The following is a 16,844-nucleotide window of genomic DNA, read 5'->3' as shown; positions in this document are numbered from 1 at the left end:
CCATATTTATCGTTCACGTAAAATAAAAACATTGCAGGTGATAAAATGTTCAATCAAGAACGGATTCGTGAGGAAATTATCATTCCGCCGTACGAAGGAAGAAGTGCATTTCTTAGAAAGGGAGAAGAGCTCATTATTATTGATATGGACGGCAAACAAGTAGGTGATTTTGTTTGCTTTAATCATGCGGATCCAACGGAATATGTCTCTCCCGTCCATATGAGGGCTTCCTTGAGCAGCATCCGGTTAAAAACGGGTGATTTTCTATATAGCAACAAACGGCGCCCGCTTATGCAGCTTGTTGAAGATACGGTAGGAAAGCATGACTTCTTCTTTCCGGCTTGCGATTACTACCGCTATAAGGTGGATTTTGATCTGGAGGATCATCCTAACTGTCATGATAACCTGCAAATGGCGTTGAAAAAATACAACATCGATCCCCCAGTAATACCAGATCCCATTAATCTATTTATGAATAATGTTGTAGATGATTTAGGCGATTACTTTATTGCTGAACCGCTTTCGAAGCCTGGTGATTTTGTGCGGCTGAAAGCGTTAGATGATACTGTAATTGCATGCACAACATGTTCACAGGATCTTGCGCCTGTTAATGGATGGAAAGTCACATCGTTAAAAATGCAAATTGTGGAGGCGAGATGATGGATAATGTCCAGTTTCTCCAGAGCTTGCTCCGTATCAGTAGTTCAAATCCTCCAGGGAATGAACATGAAGTAACAAAGGCTTTTGTTGAAAGATGCAAGATGAATGATTTGCCTTATAAAGTAACGAATCTTGGAAATAACCGCAGTAATTTTGAGGTTACCCTGAAAGGCTCGGAAGGAAAGCATCTCTTTTTTTGCGGACATATGGATACGGTATCACCAGGAGAAGCAGAATGGGATTACGCTCCTTTTTCTGGTGAGATTATTAGCAACAAGATTTACGGCAGAGGCGCATCCGATATGAAGAGCGGTTTAGCGGCGATGTTTTTAGCCGTTGAATCGATATTTTTAGAAAAAATCACTCCTTTACCAACTATTACATTCCTTGCTACAGCTGGTGAAGAAGTAGACAGCTGTGGGGCTAGAGCATTCCTCGATGAAAACGAGGATCGTACGATTGATGCACTTGTAATTGGTGAGCCGACAAATGAGAAAATTGTTGTTGGTCATAAAGGGGCGCTTTGGTTAGAAATTACTGCTTTCGGGAAAACCGCTCACGGATCAATGCCGGATCATGGAATTAATGCAGTCGATCATATGGTGCATGTGATCAATGAGTTATCGGCACTGAAATTAAACTGGAAAATTGCAAATGAGCCCCTTGGCAGCAGCAGTTTAGCTGTGACGATGATTGAAGGCGGTATCCAGACAAATGTTATTCCTGACCGTTGTACCATTCGAGTGGACATTCGAACCGTCCCCCCTCAAGATCATGAGAAATTGATTAATGAACTAAACAATAAATTAGATAAACTTATCGAGAACCATCAGCTTCATGAATATAAAGTAACAAAAATATTAGATCGGCCGTCCATAATTACATCATCATCAACCTCTCTTATTCAGTGTGCCTTAGCTATCAAAGGTGAAGCAGCTGATCAATGCTTCGGTGTTTCTTATTATACAGACGGTGCGGTCCTCAATCCGAGAAGCGAAATCCCAACTTTAATTTATGGTCCTGGAGATGAAAAACTGGCTCACCAGCCAAACGAATCAGTAAGCATCGATGCATTTATACGCTCAATTGAATTTTATAAAAAACTTGCGCTTACGTTTGACTCTAAAATGGATTGGCAAAAGAGTCCGCTGCAAGGAGGAATGAAATGAGGAGCATCCTAATTAAAAATGCCGAAATCATTACGATGAACACAAATGAAGAAATCATTACTGGTGATATTTACATTGTGGATGATCGAATTAGAGAGATTGGCCAAAATCTATCACATGCAGCAGATAAAGTAATCGATGCGACTGGCCGAACAGTAATTCCAGGCTTCATTCAGACACATATTCACCTTTGTCAGACGTTATTTCGGGGGCAGGCAGATGATCTGGAACTGATGGACTGGTTAAAGCAGAGAATTTGGCCTCTTGAAGCATCACACGATGAGGAATCCATTTATTATTCGGCTATGCTTGGAATCGGAGAGCTTATACAAAGCGGAACGACAACAGTAGTAGATATGGAAACCGTTCACTATACGGATTTTGCCTTTCAGGCAATAGCGGAGAGCGGTATCCGTGCACTAGCTGGTAAAGTCATGATGGATAAGGGAAAAGAGGTTCCTGTCCGCTTACGTGAAAACACAAAGGAATCTCTCCAAGAAAGTGTTGATTTACTTGAAAAATGGCATAGGTATGATGACGGTCGAATCCAATATGCATTTTGCCCAAGATTTGTTGTTTCGTGCACGAAAGAATTACTAACAAACGTAAGGGATCTTTCAGCAACGTACAAGGTTTGCGTTCATACACATGCCTCTGAAAATGCGAATGAAATCCTGCTTGTTGAAAAAGAACACGGCATGCGAAACGTTGTCTATTTAGATCATATTGGTCTAGCCAATGAACGCCTAATTCTTGCTCATTGCGTTTGGCTTGATGAAGAAGAAAAAAGAATAATTGCAGAGCGTGGGGTGAAGGTGAGCCACTGTCCAGGCTCCAATCTAAAGCTGGCTTCAGGTGTAGCTGAAGTGCCTTCACTTCTTGACCATCAGGCACATGTAAGTTTAGGTGCTGACGGCGCTCCGTGCAATAATAATCTGGATATGTTTAATGAGATGAGACTAGCAGCTATTATTCAAAAGCCAGGTCACGGACCAACAGCGATGAACGCAAGAACAGTCTTCCGCATGGCAACAATTGGAGGAGCAAGGGCAGTAGGAATGGAAAAGGAAATTGGCAGCATTGAGCCGGGCAAAAAAGCAGATTTAGCTATATTAAACTTAAACGATTTTCACGTGTATCCTTCATACGATATTGATCCAATTTCAAGGATTGTCTATTCTGCTACCAGGGCAGATGTGGAATCAACGATTGTAAATGGGAAATTATTAATGGAAAATCGACAACTGAAAACGATTGATAAAGCAATTATATTAAAAGAATCTAATTTTGCGATTAAAAGGCTAATGAAAAAGCTTGAGAATGTAGCATATTAATACAATTGAAAAATATTTTGTCAATGATTAGAAAATGAGCCAACTTTTATGTAGAATAAAGATGACGAAAAATATCTGGTGTCAGCGCCTAGCCCCTCGAGGGTCTACAGCCAATCCCTGAAAAAGAAGGGAACACCTTTTTCATGAGGCTTGTCCTATGCATGTTGTGGCTGAGCACAAGGAAGCTCCTCTGAGTAACCATGCAGGAACAATATGCACTTTGATTGTTCCGAAGGCGCTTACGCTTTTAAATTAGGAGGTACATAAATTGGCGATTGAAATTCCAAGCCGGGATGAGCTCGGTGTCATCTTAAAAAAAGCAAAAAGAATTGCTGTTGTTGGTTTAAGCGGCAATCCTGAAAGAACATCTTATATGGTTTCAAAAGCGATGCAGGATGCTGGCTATGAGATTATTCCAGTTAATCCAACTGTGGATGAAGTTATGGGTGTAAAAGCGGTAAAATCTTTAAAAGATATTGAGGGGCATATTGATATCGTCAATGTGTTTCGCCGTTCAGAGCATCTGCCACAGGTCGCTGAGGAATTTGCAGAAATTGATGCCGAAGTGTTTTGGGCACAGTTAGGGTGTATCAATGAGGATGCCTATCATTTTCTTAAGGAAAAGGGTTATACAGTTGTAATGGATCGGTGCATTAAAGTAGAACACGCCTTAACAAAATAAGCGAAAGTGCATGAGATCGAATAAGGTCTCATGTTTTTTAATTATTTTTCAAAAACGTTGAAACAAAGGGGTTTATATGCACAAAAAGCATGGATGGATGAAAGAATTAACAAAGACGTCATTTGCCAAAACTGAATAAATAGATACAATAAACAATAGGCAACGATAAAAATTATGGTAAAATAAAAAGATAGAACATTCGTTCTTACTATCTGTTTTTCCATATAAATAAAGGATATTTATTATTTTAAACGAATACATAAACGAGTGTTTAACTGTATACATAGAATAAAATTTTGTTAAGCTAATCAGAATTTATATCCATAAATTCTGAACGCATAAGAAAAACTAGGGCATTCGCCGAAAGGCTTGGTGGATGCCAAGTTTATCTAATCGCAAAAGGTTTTCTATATACAAGCAAGTTGTTAACCTGCGTTCTTGGTAAATGAAAGGGGTATGTTTGTGGCAAGGAATCAAGAAACTTTTGATTATAATGATGATGCCATACAAGTACTCGAAGGGCTTGAAGCTGTAAGAAAACGCCCTGGGATGTACATTGGAAGCACAGATGCAAGAGGTCTTCACCATCTTGTTTATGAAATTGTCGACAATGCGGTGGATGAAGCGCTGGCAGGATTTGGAGACCATATTATTGTCAAAATACATAAAGATAATTCAATAAGCGTAATAGATAAAGGCCGTGGAATGCCGACTGGTATGCACCGTATGGGCAAACCGACTCCAGAGGTGATTTTAACCGTCCTTCATGCCGGCGGAAAGTTTGGTCAAGGCGGCTATAAAACGAGTGGTGGCTTACATGGTGTGGGTGCTTCAGTTGTGAATGCATTATCCGAATGGCTTGTTGTTAAGATTAAGCGTGACGGAATCGTGTATGAACAGCGCTTTGAAGATGGCGGCAAACCGGTGACTACCCTTGAAAAGGTAGGCAAAACAAATCAATCAGGAACAACCATACATTTCAAACCTGATCCATCCATTTTTTCAACAACTACTTATAATTATGAAACGCTATGTGAGCGCTTGCGAGAATCTGCATTTTTGTTAAAAGGGATGAAAATTGAAATCATTGATGATCGCAATGGTGTCCAAGAAATCTTCCATTATGAAAATGGCATTGAAGCATTTGTTGAATATTTAAATGAAGAAAAAGACGTCCTTCATCCAGTTGTCAGCTTTGAAGGACAGCATAATGAAATTGAAGTGGAGTTTGCCTTTCAATTTAATGACGGCTATTCAGAAAATGTTCTATCGTTTGTAAATAATGTCCGTACAAAAGATGGCGGTACACATGAAGCTGGATCAAAAACAGCTATGACTCGGATATTTAATGAATATGCAAGAAAAGTAAATCTCTTAAAGGAAAAAGAAAAGAATCTTGATGGTTCAGATATTCGTGAAGGGTTCACAGCAATCATTTCTGTCCGCGTTCCTGAGGATCAGCTTCAATTTGAAGGGCAAACAAAGGGGAAGCTTGGGACGAGTGAAGCACGTTCAGCAGTAGATTCTGTTGTATCTGAGCATCTTACCTATTTCCTTGAAGAGAATCCAAACATCAGTTCACTGTTAATTAAAAAAGCAATCAAAGCCTATCAAGCGAGAGAAGCAGCTCGAAAAGCTCGTGAGGATGCTAGAAGCGGAAAGAAAAGGAAACGATCAGAAGCGGTCCTATCTGGTAAATTAACGCCTGCACAATCACGTAATCCAGAGAAAAATGAATTATATTTAGTTGAGGGAGACTCAGCTGGAGGTTCTGCCAAACAAGGAAGAGATCGACGCTTTCAGGCTGTATTGCCACTTAGAGGAAAAGTTATTAACACTGAAAAGGCAAAGCTTGCAGATATATTTAAAAATGAAGAGATTAATACAATCATTCACGCTGTCGGCGGGGGTGTCGGAGCGGATTTTAACGTTGAGGATATCAATTACGATAAGGTAATTATTATGACAGATGCAGATACAGATGGAGCGCATATACAGGTGCTGCTTCTGACCTTCTTCTACCGTTATATGAAACCTTTAATTGATGCCGGAAAAGTTTTCATTGCCTTGCCTCCTTTATACAAAGTCAGCAAAGGAACTGGAAAAAAGGAAATCATTGAATATGCATGGAGTGATGATGACCTTCAGGATACGATAAAAAAAGTGGGAAAAGGTTATATTCTTCAGCGATACAAAGGACTTGGGGAAATGAATGCAGACCAGCTATGGGACACGACAATGGATCCAGAAACAAGAACATTGATCCGAGTGAGAATTGATGATGCTGCAAGAGCAGAGCGACGTGTGACAACGCTTATGGGAGACAAGGTTGAGCCGCGCCGTAAATGGATAGAATCGAATGTAGCATTTGGACTAGAAGAAGATGCTAGTATTCTTGAAAATGAGAATATTTCTGTTTTAGAGGAGGGAAATGAATAATGAGTGCATCGGAAAAATTTCGTGACCTCCCTCTTGAAGACGTTCTTGGTGATCGATTTGGCAGATATAGTAAATATATTATACAGGAACGTGCCTTACCTGATGCGCGTGATGGATTAAAGCCTGTTCAGCGCAGAATTCTATATGCCATGCATGTAGAAGGAAATACGCATGAGAAAGGATTTAGGAAATCGGCGAAAACAGTCGGTAACGTTATCGGTAATTATCACCCGCATGGAGATTCATCTGTGTATGAAGCAATGGTTCGGATGAGCCAGGATTGGAAGGTTCGTAATCTGCTCGTACAAATGCATGGGAATAACGGGAGTATTGACGGGGATCCGCCTGCAGCGATGCGTTATACGGAAGCGAGATTATCAGCAATATCATCAGAATTGCTGAAGGATATCGAAAAAAGAACAGTTGACTTTATCCCAAACTTCGATGATACATCTGAAGAACCAACCGTACTACCAGCCATGTATCCGAATCTTCTCGTAAACGGTTCAACAGGGATTTCAGCTGGTTATGCCACAGAAATTCCCCCGCATCATTTGAATGAAGTTATCGATGGTGTGATTCACCGTATGGACCATCCTAATTGTACTGTTGATGAACTTATGGAGCATGTAAAGGGTCCAGATTTTCCTACAGGCGGGATAATCCAAGGGGTTGAAGGGATTAAGAAAGCCTATGAAACAGGAAAAGGAAAAGTAATAGTCCGCGGAAAGGCTGAGTTTGAAGATATTCGAGGCGGCAAGAAGCAGATTGTGATAACGGAAATTCCATATGAGGTTAATAAAGCAAACCTCGTTAAGAAAATTGACGAGTTTCGCTTAGACCGCAAAATTGAGGGAATCGCAGAGGTCCGTGATGAAACAGACCGAACAGGTTTGCGGATTGTGATTGAATTAAAAAAGGATGCAGATCCGGAAGGGGTCCTTCATTACCTTTATAAAAATAGTGATCTGCAAATAACTTATAATTTTAATATGGTTGCAATTCATAACCGTCATCCTAAGCTGATGGGCCTCAGAGAATTATTAGATGCCTATATTGGTCATCGAAAAGAAGTGATCACAAGAAGATCAGAATTTGATTTAGAAAAGGCACAGGCACGACAGCATATTGTTGAGGGTTTAATGAAAGCCCTCTCTATCTTGGATGAAGTAATTGCAGCCATTCGTGCATCGAAGGATAAGCGGGATGCGAAAGATAACTTGATTGCTAAATTTTCGTTCACAGAACCACAAGCTGAAGCAATCGTTTCATTACAGCTTTACCGTCTTACGAATACTGATATTACAGCTTTGCGTGCAGAGGCAGAGGAGCTAGCTAAGAAAATTGCTGAGCTTACGGCTATTTTACAAAGTGAAAAGAAGCTCCATGCTGTTATCCAAAAAGAGCTAAAAGATGTGAAAAAGCGTTTTGCAGATGATCGCCGAACAAAAATTGAAGCAGAAATTGAAGAAATCAAAATAAATCTCGAAGTTCTAATCGCGAGCGAGGATGTTATTGTAACTGTTACGAAGGAAGGGTACGTGAAAAGGACGAGCCAGCGTTCATTTGCTGCATCCAACGGGCAGGATTTCGGAATGAAGGATTCGGATCGTTTGCTTGCACAGCTGGAGATGAATACAACAGATGTACTGCTTGTATTCACTAACAAGGGGAATTATTTATATTGCCCTGTTCATACTCTGCCAGATATTCGCTGGAAGGATCTTGGCCAGCATATTGCTAATATTATTCCAATCGACAGTGATGAAACAATTATTAAGGCACTGCCGATTAAAAGCTTTGACACCTCTTCATTTTTACTTTTTACAACAAAAAATGGAATGGTTAAGAAAACAGAATTGAAGGAGTATAAGGCACAGCGCTACTCAAAACCATTAGTTGCAATCAATGTAAAAGGTGATGACGAGGTCATTGATGTTTATGAAACTGACGGGACAAAAGAACTCTTTATTTCAACATATAATGGCTATGCCCTCTGGTTCCATGAAGAAGAGGTAAACATTGTTGGTACAAGAGCAGCCGGAGTGAAAGGCATCAATTTAAAAGATGGTGACTTTGTTACTGGCGGGCAATTAATTGATCCATCTAAGGCACAAACAGTTGTTATTGTTACCCAGCGCGGTTCAATCAAAAGAATGAAATTAACTGAATTTGAACGAACTTCCAGAGCGAAGCGCGGTGTTGTCATGCTGAGAGAATTGAAATCAAATCCGCATCGTGTGATTGGCTCAGTGATTGTAGCGGATAATGATCATATTTTTATCGAATCGGATAAGGGTCATATCGAATCAGCAAAAGCAGCTAACATTAGATTTAATGATCGGTATTCAAATGGTTCATTCATAATTGATGAATCAGAATATGGTCAAGTGGCAGATGTTTGGAAAGTAGCTGTTTCAGAAAAAGAGAATATAACTGGTGAATAAATGAAATCCCCTGCTTTTGGTGGGGGATTTTCTTATTTCTCACTTAAAAAACGTACAGGTAAAAAAATCAACTTGTCTATTATTTATAATTTTGATAGATTAGAAAAAGTAATATTATTTTGAAATAGTAAGATATCTATCTAGAATCGACACAAGGGAGGAAAAGCATGGAATTTTTAGAATCAGTCATTGGATATTTGAATGACATCATTTGGACCTATATTTTGATTGCAGCTTTAATTATTTTAGGTCTTTACTTCAGTTTTAGAAGTAAATTTGTTCAATTGCGCTATTTTGGTGAAATGTTTCGTATATTGGGTGACAAGTCGATGGTCTCCGCAGATGGAAAAAGAGGAATATCCTCTTTCCAGGCCTTCTGTATAAGTGCGGCTTCAAGGGTAGGCACAGGAAATATTGCAGGGGTGGCAACAGCAATTGCTACAGGCGGTCCTGGTGCTGTATTTTGGATGTGGCTGATTGCCTTTTTAGGAGCTGCATCGAGCTTTGTTGAGAGTACGCTTGCTCAAATTTACAAAGTAAAAGATAAGGATGGTTTCCGAGGCGGCCCTGCTTATTATATGGAAAAAGGGCTAAACAAACGCTGGATGGGAATTGTTTTTGCCATTATCATTACGTTCTGTTTTGGTCTTGTATTCAACTCTGTCCAATCGAATACAATTTCTCTTGCTTTTAATGAAGCATTTGGAACTAACCGTTTAACGATGGGAATCATTCTTGCAGTATTAACGGCAATTATCATTTTTGGCGGAGTTAAACGTATTGCTAATGTTTCACAAGTAGTTGTACCAATTATGGCTGTTATTTATTTATTCGTTGCTATCGCAGTGGTTATCATGAATATCACTGAAATTCCAGATCTTATTGTTATGATTGTTAAAGGCGCATTTGGACTGGATGAAGTACTAGGCGGTACGATTGGTGCTGCGATTATGATGGGTGTTAAACGCGGCCTGTTCTCTAATGAGGCAGGTATGGGGAGTGCACCGAATGCGGCTGCAACTGCTGCTGTTAGCCACCCAGTCAAACAAGGACTGATTCAAACGTTAGGCGTGTTTGTTGATACAATTCTTATTTGTTCTGCAACCGCATTTATTATTCTTCTATATGGCGACTTTTCAACATCAGATTTAACAGGGATTCAATTAACACAAGCTGCATTAAGTTCTCATATAGGTTCATGGGCACCGATTTTTGTTGCTGTTGCTATCTTCTTATTCGCATTTACATCAGTGATAGGCAACTATTATTATGGGGAAACAAATATTGAATTTATTAAAAACAGCCCTGCTGCACTATTCGTTTATCGTTTAGCTGTTATTGGAATGGTGATCTTCGGTGCTGTTGTTGATTTAGCGATTGTGTGGAATCTTGCTGATTTATTTATGGGGATTATGGCATTAATCAATCTAGTCGCTATTGTCATGCTCGGAAAAGTAGCCTTTGCTGCCTTAAAAGACTATAAGGCTCAGCGCAAAGAAGGCAAAGATCCTGTTTTCTATGCCGATTCTATTCCTGGTATAGATGGAATAGAATGCTGGGAAACAAAGGAAGAAGCGTTGAAAAATCAAGGGTAATATCAAATGAAAAGCCTCCTGTATTTACGAAGCAGGAGGCTTTTTTCTATTTAATCCCCTTTTATTCCTACATTATTTTTCCAAAATTGGACATACTAACGTATGAAAGCAAGGGAGGTATTTTCAATGAAAAAAGAAATGATTTTTGCACTTGCAGCTTTATTCTTTATGACTCTTTCGATTACCGGGGTTTATGCAGGTGAGAATAACAGTAAATGGAAAACGATGTCTAAGAATAGCATGGATGTGACAGGGGATGGAAAAGATGACTTAATTGAAATAAGAGGGATTCCATATGAGGAAGGGCAGCAATTTCTTAAAGAAATCCAACTGCACATTTCTGCCTCCAATGGACAAGAATACAAAATGGAGTTGGATGGCGGTTATAATCCGCATGTTCAATTTGTTGATTTAAACCATGATAAAGTGAAGGATATGTATGTGAGTATTGAAACAGGTGGAAGCGGGGGAATTTCAAATCATTATTTGTATACCTTAAAGGACTTTAAGATTACAGATATAACAGTTCCTGATCCACTCGTAATTAACGGGCAATTTCATAATGGCTATAAAGCTTCAATCACGATCCAGGAGACAGGAAAATCAGTTACCTTTGATTTAAGGAATAGAGGAATGGATTATGAAAAAAGCGGCCTTTTTATAAATGGGAAGCTTAGTGAACCGACAGAGCTGATGGTGGATGGTTACTCTAGTTTAAAACCTGTTATTTTTAATGGGGAAAATTATGGATTAACGGGCGTTCAAGCTATAAGCGGTGCTTACCATGCAGATTGGATTGCAAATGTTGTATCTACATGGATGTATGAAAATGGGAAATGGATCCTAAAGGACACGAAAATTATGGAAGGAAAAAGAAAGAAAAATAGGCATTAATCACGTTTTTCATTCATTTCTCATAAACTGTTGAAAATGGTGTTGTGTAAAGGGGGTCACATAAAGTATGAACAATTGGGATCCGACGAAAATAACTGTCCTATATTTACCGCCAGCAACTGAATTTCGACCAGTTGATCGTCGAAAATATACTTGGACACAATCGAAGACAACCGGAGAATCATATTTATCCATTGGGTATCAATATGACTTTAATGCCATACAAGTAGAATTTCGTGATGAGGTACTAGCAGAATGGACGCCACAAATGGGCCAATACGTTCTCAGTGGAAAAATCTTTATAAGTGATGAATCATTTGATGAAAAGTATGCAAATGTTCGCTTTTTAATCTTTCAACGGGAAGTAAAAAGTGCTTTAGCGGCCATGATATTTGGGGATCGACCATTTTTCTCTAACTATCCTTGGCTTTTAGATTCACCGATATATATTCATTTCCAATCAAATTATAAAGATTTTAATAAGATTATCTATTATGAAACTCCTCGGCAATATTTAAATGAAGCCATGCAGCTTTTGGGAACATAACGGTCCTTTACCTGGCACAGGAATACTACCTGTGTTTTTTTGTTCCTCGAAGATTTTAAAGAAACTAGGTATAAGCTTGGTAAATGGAAACAAGATAGTAGAAGAGGAGTGATTTGATAGTGGAAAAGAAAAATGAAAAGTCCTTTCAACTTAGCTATGAGTCTGATGGAAAAATGGGAAAGATAAAAAAAGAATTGAACTTAAAAAAAGACACTGCACAAATCTTCTTTAATAATACACAAAATAGTGAATAAAAAGGAAGCAGGCACAGCATGTGCCTGTTTTTTTATATGCTCATGCATATGTGCCGGCAGATCCTTTTTCTTTGAATAAATCTACAAAGTTTTGTGCGGCCTTAGATAACGAATGGTTTTTTAACCATATTAATCCCACTGGGGAAGATAGCTTTGTACTTGTAATTTTATAAGAATTTATAGGATATCCTTCATGCTGCTTAAGAACAGTTTCTGGAACAATAGATGTGCCAAAATCGGCTGAAATTAGATCGAGCAAAAGTGTAATATCTGAACATTCACCAATGATATGAGGTTGTAAGGAAAGTCGTGAAAATGCCTCGGAAATTAAATAATGTACACCTAACCCCTCTGTACTCGGCAAAATAAGCGGATATTCATAAATTTTTTCAAGTGTGACTTCTTCATCGAGTATTTGATGTTTGTTGGATGTCACAAAATAAAACGGCTCGGTATATAGGTGATGTACTGAAAAATCATCCACATTTAGCGGCAAACGAATGAATGCGAGTTCTATTGTTCTATTTCTAACTAGTTGACAGAGATAAAAGGATTCATTTTGGAGAATTTTATATGTAACTTTAGGATATTGTTTTTGAATTTCTTGTAGAATCTCAGATAACCTATCTACAGAAAATGTATTCACACCTATTGTTAGCGGCCCGCTTACTCCGGCACCAACTTCTTTTACCTCAATTTTTGCTTCTTCCATCAATTGAGTCATTTGTAATGCATATTTATATAAGATTTTGCCTGCGTTCGTAACTTTAAAATACTTTCCACTTCTTTCTACTAATTTTGTCCCAAGTTCCACTTCCATTGTTTTCAATTGCTGGCTCAATGGGGGTTGTGACATATGAAGTCTTTCTGCAGCAGCAGAAATTTTCCCTTCCTCAACAATGGCGATAAAGTATCTCAACTGTCTAATGTCCATTTTCAAGAGCCTCCTTTTAACTATATGAAAAAAATTAGTAAGACTTATTTTCTTTATATTTTTCATATAGTTAATCCAATGATAGCATATTAGTATCGGAGGAAAAAGAAATGATGAAAGTTCGGATTTTCTTGGTTTTATATGTTTTTCTGCTCACTGCATGTCAGTCAAATGAGGATTCCTTACAAAGTCCTTCTAATGGAACACAAACAGAACAGGGGGAAAAGTTGATGGATCAAGGACAATTAATTGAATCAGCCGAGAAAGGAGACATTGAGAAAGTACTGCAGTTACTTGAAAATGGAGCAGACATCAATGTGACAGACAACAGAGGAAGAACAGCCGTAATGGCAGCTACCTATAACAATCAGGTAGAAATGGTTAGAAACCTGATCGAAAAAGGAGCAGACATTAATATTCGTGATAAAAATCTGAATAACGTACTTTTGTACGCTGGTGCTGAAGGGATAAACGAAATTGTCAAATTAGCAAACGAGGCAGGAGCTGATCCTTCACTTACTAATCGATTTGGAGGTACTGCCCTAATTCCAGCATCTGAACGAGGACATGTTGAGGTTGTGAAAGAACTTCTCACTAATTCAGATATAGATGTAAATCATATCAATGATTTGCATTGGACAGCCTTATTAGAAGCGATTATTTTAGGAGACGGGGGAAAGAAACATCAAAAAATTGTTCAATTGTTAGTTGACCATGGAGCGGATGTTTCTATAGCGGACAAAGATGGGATTACACCGCTAAAGCATGCTCAAAATCGCGGATTCCGAGAAATAGAAGAAATCCTGCTTAACCATAGAAGTAACTATTAAAGGAGGGCAACCGAAAGTGACAAAAAATGAATATTGGCTAACAAATCTCAGATTAGAAGTTGGTTACTACTATGAAAATGGTGCCATCACAGGAACAAAAACAGAAATTTTCCATGTGAGAATTCAAGATGGAAAAGTACTTGAAATTGTTTCAGCTGACAAGCAGTTAGAACCCCAATTACCTAAATGGGATGCAAATCATTATTTAATGCTTCCATCCTTTAGAGATATGCACATTCATATTGACAAAACATATTATGGCGGACCTTGGAAAGCACCAACTGTTCCAACTAAGGGGTTACTGACAAGGTTAGAAGAAGAGGAGGAGCTGCTTCCGCGGTTATTGCCTGTCGCTGAGGAAAGGGCAAAAAAATTAATAGATTTACTCTTGCGTGCGGGCTCTACCCATATCCGTACGCATTGTAATATTGATCCTTATATCGGGTTAAAAAATCTTGAAGCTACTTTACGGGCAAAAGAGTCTTACAAAAATAAAGCTTCCATCGAAATTGTTGCTTTCCCGCAACATGGCTTATTACGAAGTCAATCTGTTTCACTTATTCGAGAGGCATTGCAAAATGGCGCCTCCCTAGTAGGTGGTGTTGACCCAGCATCCATAGATGAAAATATTGAGAAATCATTACAAACGGTGATGGAACTTGCAGTTGAGGCAAATGCCAACATTGATCTCCATATTCATGATCCAGGCCATCTGGGAATATTTACGTTTAAGAGATTGGCATCCTTAACTGAGGAAGCGGGTTGGCAAGGAAGGGTAACGATCAGCCATGCGTTAGCCTTAGCTGATGTCTCTCATCAAGAAGCAGACGAAGTTGCAGAACTGCTGGCTAATAATGGGATTTCAATTACATCCTCTGTTCCTATTAGAAGAACGATTCCAATTCCTCTCTTACAGGAAAAAGGAGTAGAGATTTCATTAGGTGATGATAGTATAACCGATCACTGGTCCCCATTTGGAAAAGGAGACAGTTTAGAAAAAGCAGGTACGTTAGCAGAACGTTTTGGCTTGAGTGATGAACGTTCGTTAGGACAAACATTAAGGTTTATTACTGGAGGCATAGTTCCTTTAAATAACGAAGGAGAGCAAGTTTGGCCGAAAGTAGGAGATGATGCTGATTTTGTTATCGTTGACGCGAGTTGTTCAGCTGAAGCAGTTGCAAGAAGAGCTAGGAGAGTAGCAGTATTCTTTAAAGGGAATGTAGTTTCTGGCTCATTATAATTAATGGAAAGAAAGGATTGATGGGAGATGAAATCATCTTTTTGGTTAATAAATGCACAATTAGAGAGCGGATACCGTTTAGAAAATGACGTGATAACAGGAACAGATACAGAATCCTGCCATCTTTTAATTACGGATGGGAAAATTGAGAAGATTATTGCAGCTCACGAGGCTATTACAGACAATTTACCGAAAAAAGATGCAAACCACTTGTTGGTTCTTCCATCGTTTATCGAAAAACATTGTCATTTAGATAAAACTATACTAGGAGATAGATGGCGTTCGGTTACACCAGTTAAAAGTATTTTTGAACGCCTTCAAATCGAGAAGGATACTCTTCCTGCATTGGGAACAACTACACAGGAACGAGCAGAAAAATTACTCGATGTTTATTTAAAAGCCGGAGTTACTCATGTACGGACACATGTTGATATCTATCCTGAAGTGGGATTAAAGAATTTAGAAGAGGTTCAAAAAGCACTTCAAACTTTTAATGGTCAGTTATCATATGAAATTGTTGCATTCCCGCAACATGGGTTATTACGATCAAATGCCAAAGAATTAGTAAGAGAAGCCCTGCACCAAGGAGTCAGCTTTGTGGGCGGAGTAGATCCAGCTACAGTTGATGGGGATATTGAAGCCTCTCTTCAAGAAATGGTCGCACTAGCATTGGAAGGTGACGTGGGAATAGATTTGCATTTACATGATGCAGACCATTTAGGCATCTTTACGATGAAAAGGCTGGCTCAGCTTACAAAGGATGCTGGCCACCAAGGAAAGGTATCAATTAGTCATGCATTTGGACTCGGCGATATAGCTCAATATCAAGCGGAAGACATGGCAGAACGATTGGCTGATGCAGGAATCACTATTATTACGAGTGTCCCTTTAGGGAGAAAATTTCCGCCAGTAGGCTTATTACGTCGGAAAGGAGTATCTGTTGCAGTTGGGTGTGATAATATTTTGGATGTATGGTCCCCATTTGGAAATGGCGACATACTAGAACGTGCAGGCCGTTTAGCAGAAATTTCTGGATGGACAGATGAACGGTCATTAGCACAAACACTCTATTTTATTACCGGTGGAAAAACACCTCTTAATCAAAATGGAGATCAGGTTTGGCCAAAAGCTGGAGATGAAGCGAGTTTTGTTTTCGTTGAAGCATCGTGTTCTGCTGAAGCAGTCGCTAGAAGATCTAACCGAGTTGCTACCATGTTTAAAGGAACTATTGTTTCAGGTACTCTTGAATCTAAATAAGAATAGCAGTATGTGAATGAATAAACTCGAAATTATTTATAAATAGCTCTAAAAACAGAAAGACTCCATTTAATGGGGTCTTTCTGTTTTAGAGCTTGCAGTTGGGTCTGGATATGGACACTTTATCTTCTAGTAATGATAATAATCCTTCTTTAATAAAGACAATCTTATTTCTGGAATGCATGGGAATTTAAATAGGTAAATATTAAATTTATTTTATACTTTTTTTCAATAATTTTAAGATGCAGTTTATAGCCAGTTAAGTTGTTATTTATATAATCAAGATGTTAGTAATTTTAATCTATTAATGTGGAGGGAGCACGGAGGAAGTAACCAGGTGGTGATCATTAATATAGTATTTTCGAGGAGGTTTTTATACTACTTAGCTTCCACTCATATGAGTGATGAAAAATTTCTAATAAGGGTAACCATGAATAGCCAGTAAGGAATGATCCTATTAAGGTGTATGTTGCCCGCAAACATGGAAAATAGCGCTCAGCGGTAACTAAACGATATGAATGATACCCGTAAACAGGGAAAAGAGAGCTGAACGGTAACCAAC

14 protein-coding genes are annotated in these 16,844 nt (G+C 38.7%); 13 read left to right on the top strand and 1 reads right to left on the bottom strand.

Going from position 1 to position 16,844, the window contains the following annotated elements; all coding sequences use genetic code 11:
• The first annotated feature begins 45 nt into the window (after positions 1 to 45).
• The 10 genes from ASU02_RS13890 to ASU02_RS27225 all read left to right on the top strand — a co-directional run bounded on the left by ASU02_RS13890 (position 46) and on the right by ASU02_RS27225 (position 12,021).
• Complete coding sequence (locus ASU02_RS13890) at positions 46 to 660, top strand: DUF1989 domain-containing protein (RefSeq protein WP_057764576.1); 615 nt, start codon at positions 46 to 48, stop codon at positions 658 to 660.
• Entirely contained in the window at positions 660 to 1,829 is a 1,170-nt protein-coding gene (locus ASU02_RS13885; RefSeq protein ID WP_057764574.1) for a M20 family metallopeptidase, read from the top strand. Before ASU02_RS13890 ends, ASU02_RS13885 begins: the two co-directional genes overlap by 1 nt.
• Positions 1,826 to 3,163 (top strand): 5'-deoxyadenosine deaminase, encoded by a 1,338-nt coding sequence (locus tag ASU02_RS13880; RefSeq protein ID WP_057764572.1) that lies wholly within the window; start codon positions 1,826 to 1,828, stop codon positions 3,161 to 3,163. The genes ASU02_RS13885 and ASU02_RS13880 overlap by 4 nt, the downstream gene beginning before the upstream one ends.
• Positions 3,164 to 3,431: 268 nt before the next feature.
• Positions 3,432 to 3,845, top strand: a complete 414-nt coding sequence (locus ASU02_RS13875; protein ID WP_057764570.1) for a CoA-binding protein — start codon at positions 3,432 to 3,434, stop codon at positions 3,843 to 3,845.
• 462 nt (positions 3,846 to 4,307) lie between these two features.
• Positions 4,308 to 6,284 carry a DNA topoisomerase IV subunit B gene (parE, locus tag ASU02_RS13870; RefSeq protein ID WP_057764567.1) on the top strand — a complete coding sequence of 659 codons (1,977 nt, stop codon included), beginning with the start codon at positions 4,308 to 4,310 and terminating at the stop codon, positions 6,282 to 6,284.
• A complete protein-coding gene (gene parC, locus ASU02_RS13865) occupies positions 6,284 to 8,731 on the top strand; it encodes a DNA topoisomerase IV subunit A (protein WP_057764565.1) in 2,448 nt (815 codons plus the stop codon). Before parE ends, parC begins: the two co-directional genes overlap by 1 nt.
• A gap of 167 nt (positions 8,732 to 8,898) precedes the next feature.
• Positions 8,899 to 10,326: an alanine/glycine:cation symporter family protein gene (locus tag ASU02_RS13860; RefSeq protein ID WP_057764563.1), complete on the top strand. Its 1,428-nt coding sequence runs from the start codon at positions 8,899 to 8,901 to the stop codon at positions 10,324 to 10,326.
• 126 nt (positions 10,327 to 10,452) lie between these two features.
• Positions 10,453 to 11,220 carry a hypothetical protein gene (locus tag ASU02_RS13855; RefSeq protein WP_057764560.1) on the top strand — a complete coding sequence of 256 codons (768 nt, stop codon included), beginning with the start codon at positions 10,453 to 10,455 and terminating at the stop codon, positions 11,218 to 11,220.
• Positions 11,221 to 11,287: 67 nt separating this feature from the next.
• The gene (locus tag ASU02_RS13850) at positions 11,288 to 11,767 is read left to right on the top strand and encodes a staygreen family protein (RefSeq protein WP_057764558.1); all 480 of its coding nucleotides are present in this window, start codon (positions 11,288 to 11,290) and stop codon (positions 11,765 to 11,767) included.
• A gap of 119 nt (positions 11,768 to 11,886) precedes the next feature.
• A complete protein-coding gene (locus tag ASU02_RS27225; protein WP_269745981.1) occupies positions 11,887 to 12,021 on the top strand; it encodes a hypothetical protein in 135 nt (44 codons plus the stop codon).
• 40 nt (positions 12,022 to 12,061) lie between these two features.
• Here the strand turns inward: ASU02_RS27225 and ASU02_RS13845 are convergent, their stop codons facing one another.
• Complete coding sequence (locus tag ASU02_RS13845; protein WP_057764556.1) at positions 12,062 to 12,955, bottom strand: LysR family transcriptional regulator; 894 nt, start codon at positions 12,953 to 12,955, stop codon at positions 12,062 to 12,064.
• A 230-nt stretch (positions 12,956 to 13,185) separates the two neighbouring features.
• Here ASU02_RS13845 and ASU02_RS13840 point away from each other — a divergent pair, with 230 nt between their 5' ends.
• From ASU02_RS13840 to ASU02_RS13830, 3 genes are read left to right on the top strand one after another with little or no spacing between them, the layout of a single operon-like run.
• Positions 13,186 to 13,785, top strand: coding sequence for an ankyrin repeat domain-containing protein (locus ASU02_RS13840; protein WP_057764752.1), 600 nt, complete (start codon positions 13,186 to 13,188; stop codon positions 13,783 to 13,785).
• Between the two features lie 16 nt (positions 13,786 to 13,801).
• Positions 13,802 to 15,025 carry an amidohydrolase gene (locus tag ASU02_RS13835; RefSeq protein ID WP_057764554.1) on the top strand — a complete coding sequence of 408 codons (1,224 nt, stop codon included), beginning with the start codon at positions 13,802 to 13,804 and terminating at the stop codon, positions 15,023 to 15,025.
• 27 nt (positions 15,026 to 15,052) lie between these two features.
• Positions 15,053 to 16,282 (top strand): amidohydrolase, encoded by a 1,230-nt coding sequence (locus ASU02_RS13830; protein WP_057764552.1) that lies wholly within the window; start codon positions 15,053 to 15,055, stop codon positions 16,280 to 16,282.
• Positions 16,283 to 16,844: the final 562 nt, after the last annotated feature.

The organism is Cytobacillus praedii, assembly GCF_001439605.1.
In the GTDB taxonomy this organism is placed as follows: Bacteria; Bacillota; Bacilli; order Bacillales; family Cytobacillaceae; genus Cytobacillus; species Cytobacillus praedii.
Note: the sequence above shows the minus strand (reverse complement) of the source record. Positions and strands in the feature narration are given on the sequence as shown.

Coding starts and splice junctions, on each gene's coding strand:
- ASU02_RS13860 (WP_057764563.1), top strand. CDS start 8,899: ATGGAATTTTTAGAATCAGTCATTGGATATTTGAATGACATCATTTGG.
- ASU02_RS13845 (WP_057764556.1), bottom strand. CDS start 12,955: ATGGACATTAGACAGTTGAGATACTTTATCGCCATTGTTGAGGAAGGG.
- ASU02_RS13855 (WP_057764560.1), top strand. CDS start 10,453: ATGAAAAAAGAAATGATTTTTGCACTTGCAGCTTTATTCTTTATGACT.
- ASU02_RS13850 (WP_057764558.1), top strand. CDS start 11,288: ATGAACAATTGGGATCCGACGAAAATAACTGTCCTATATTTACCGCCA.
- ASU02_RS13880 (WP_057764572.1), top strand. CDS start 1,826: ATGAGGAGCATCCTAATTAAAAATGCCGAAATCATTACGATGAACACA.
- ASU02_RS13890 (WP_057764576.1), top strand. CDS start 46: ATGTTCAATCAAGAACGGATTCGTGAGGAAATTATCATTCCGCCGTAC.
- ASU02_RS13885 (WP_057764574.1), top strand. CDS start 660: ATGGATAATGTCCAGTTTCTCCAGAGCTTGCTCCGTATCAGTAGTTCA.
- parC (WP_057764565.1), top strand. CDS start 6,284: ATGAGTGCATCGGAAAAATTTCGTGACCTCCCTCTTGAAGACGTTCTT.
- ASU02_RS13830 (WP_057764552.1), top strand. CDS start 15,053: ATGAAATCATCTTTTTGGTTAATAAATGCACAATTAGAGAGCGGATAC.
- ASU02_RS13840 (WP_057764752.1), top strand. CDS start 13,186: ATGGATCAAGGACAATTAATTGAATCAGCCGAGAAAGGAGACATTGAG.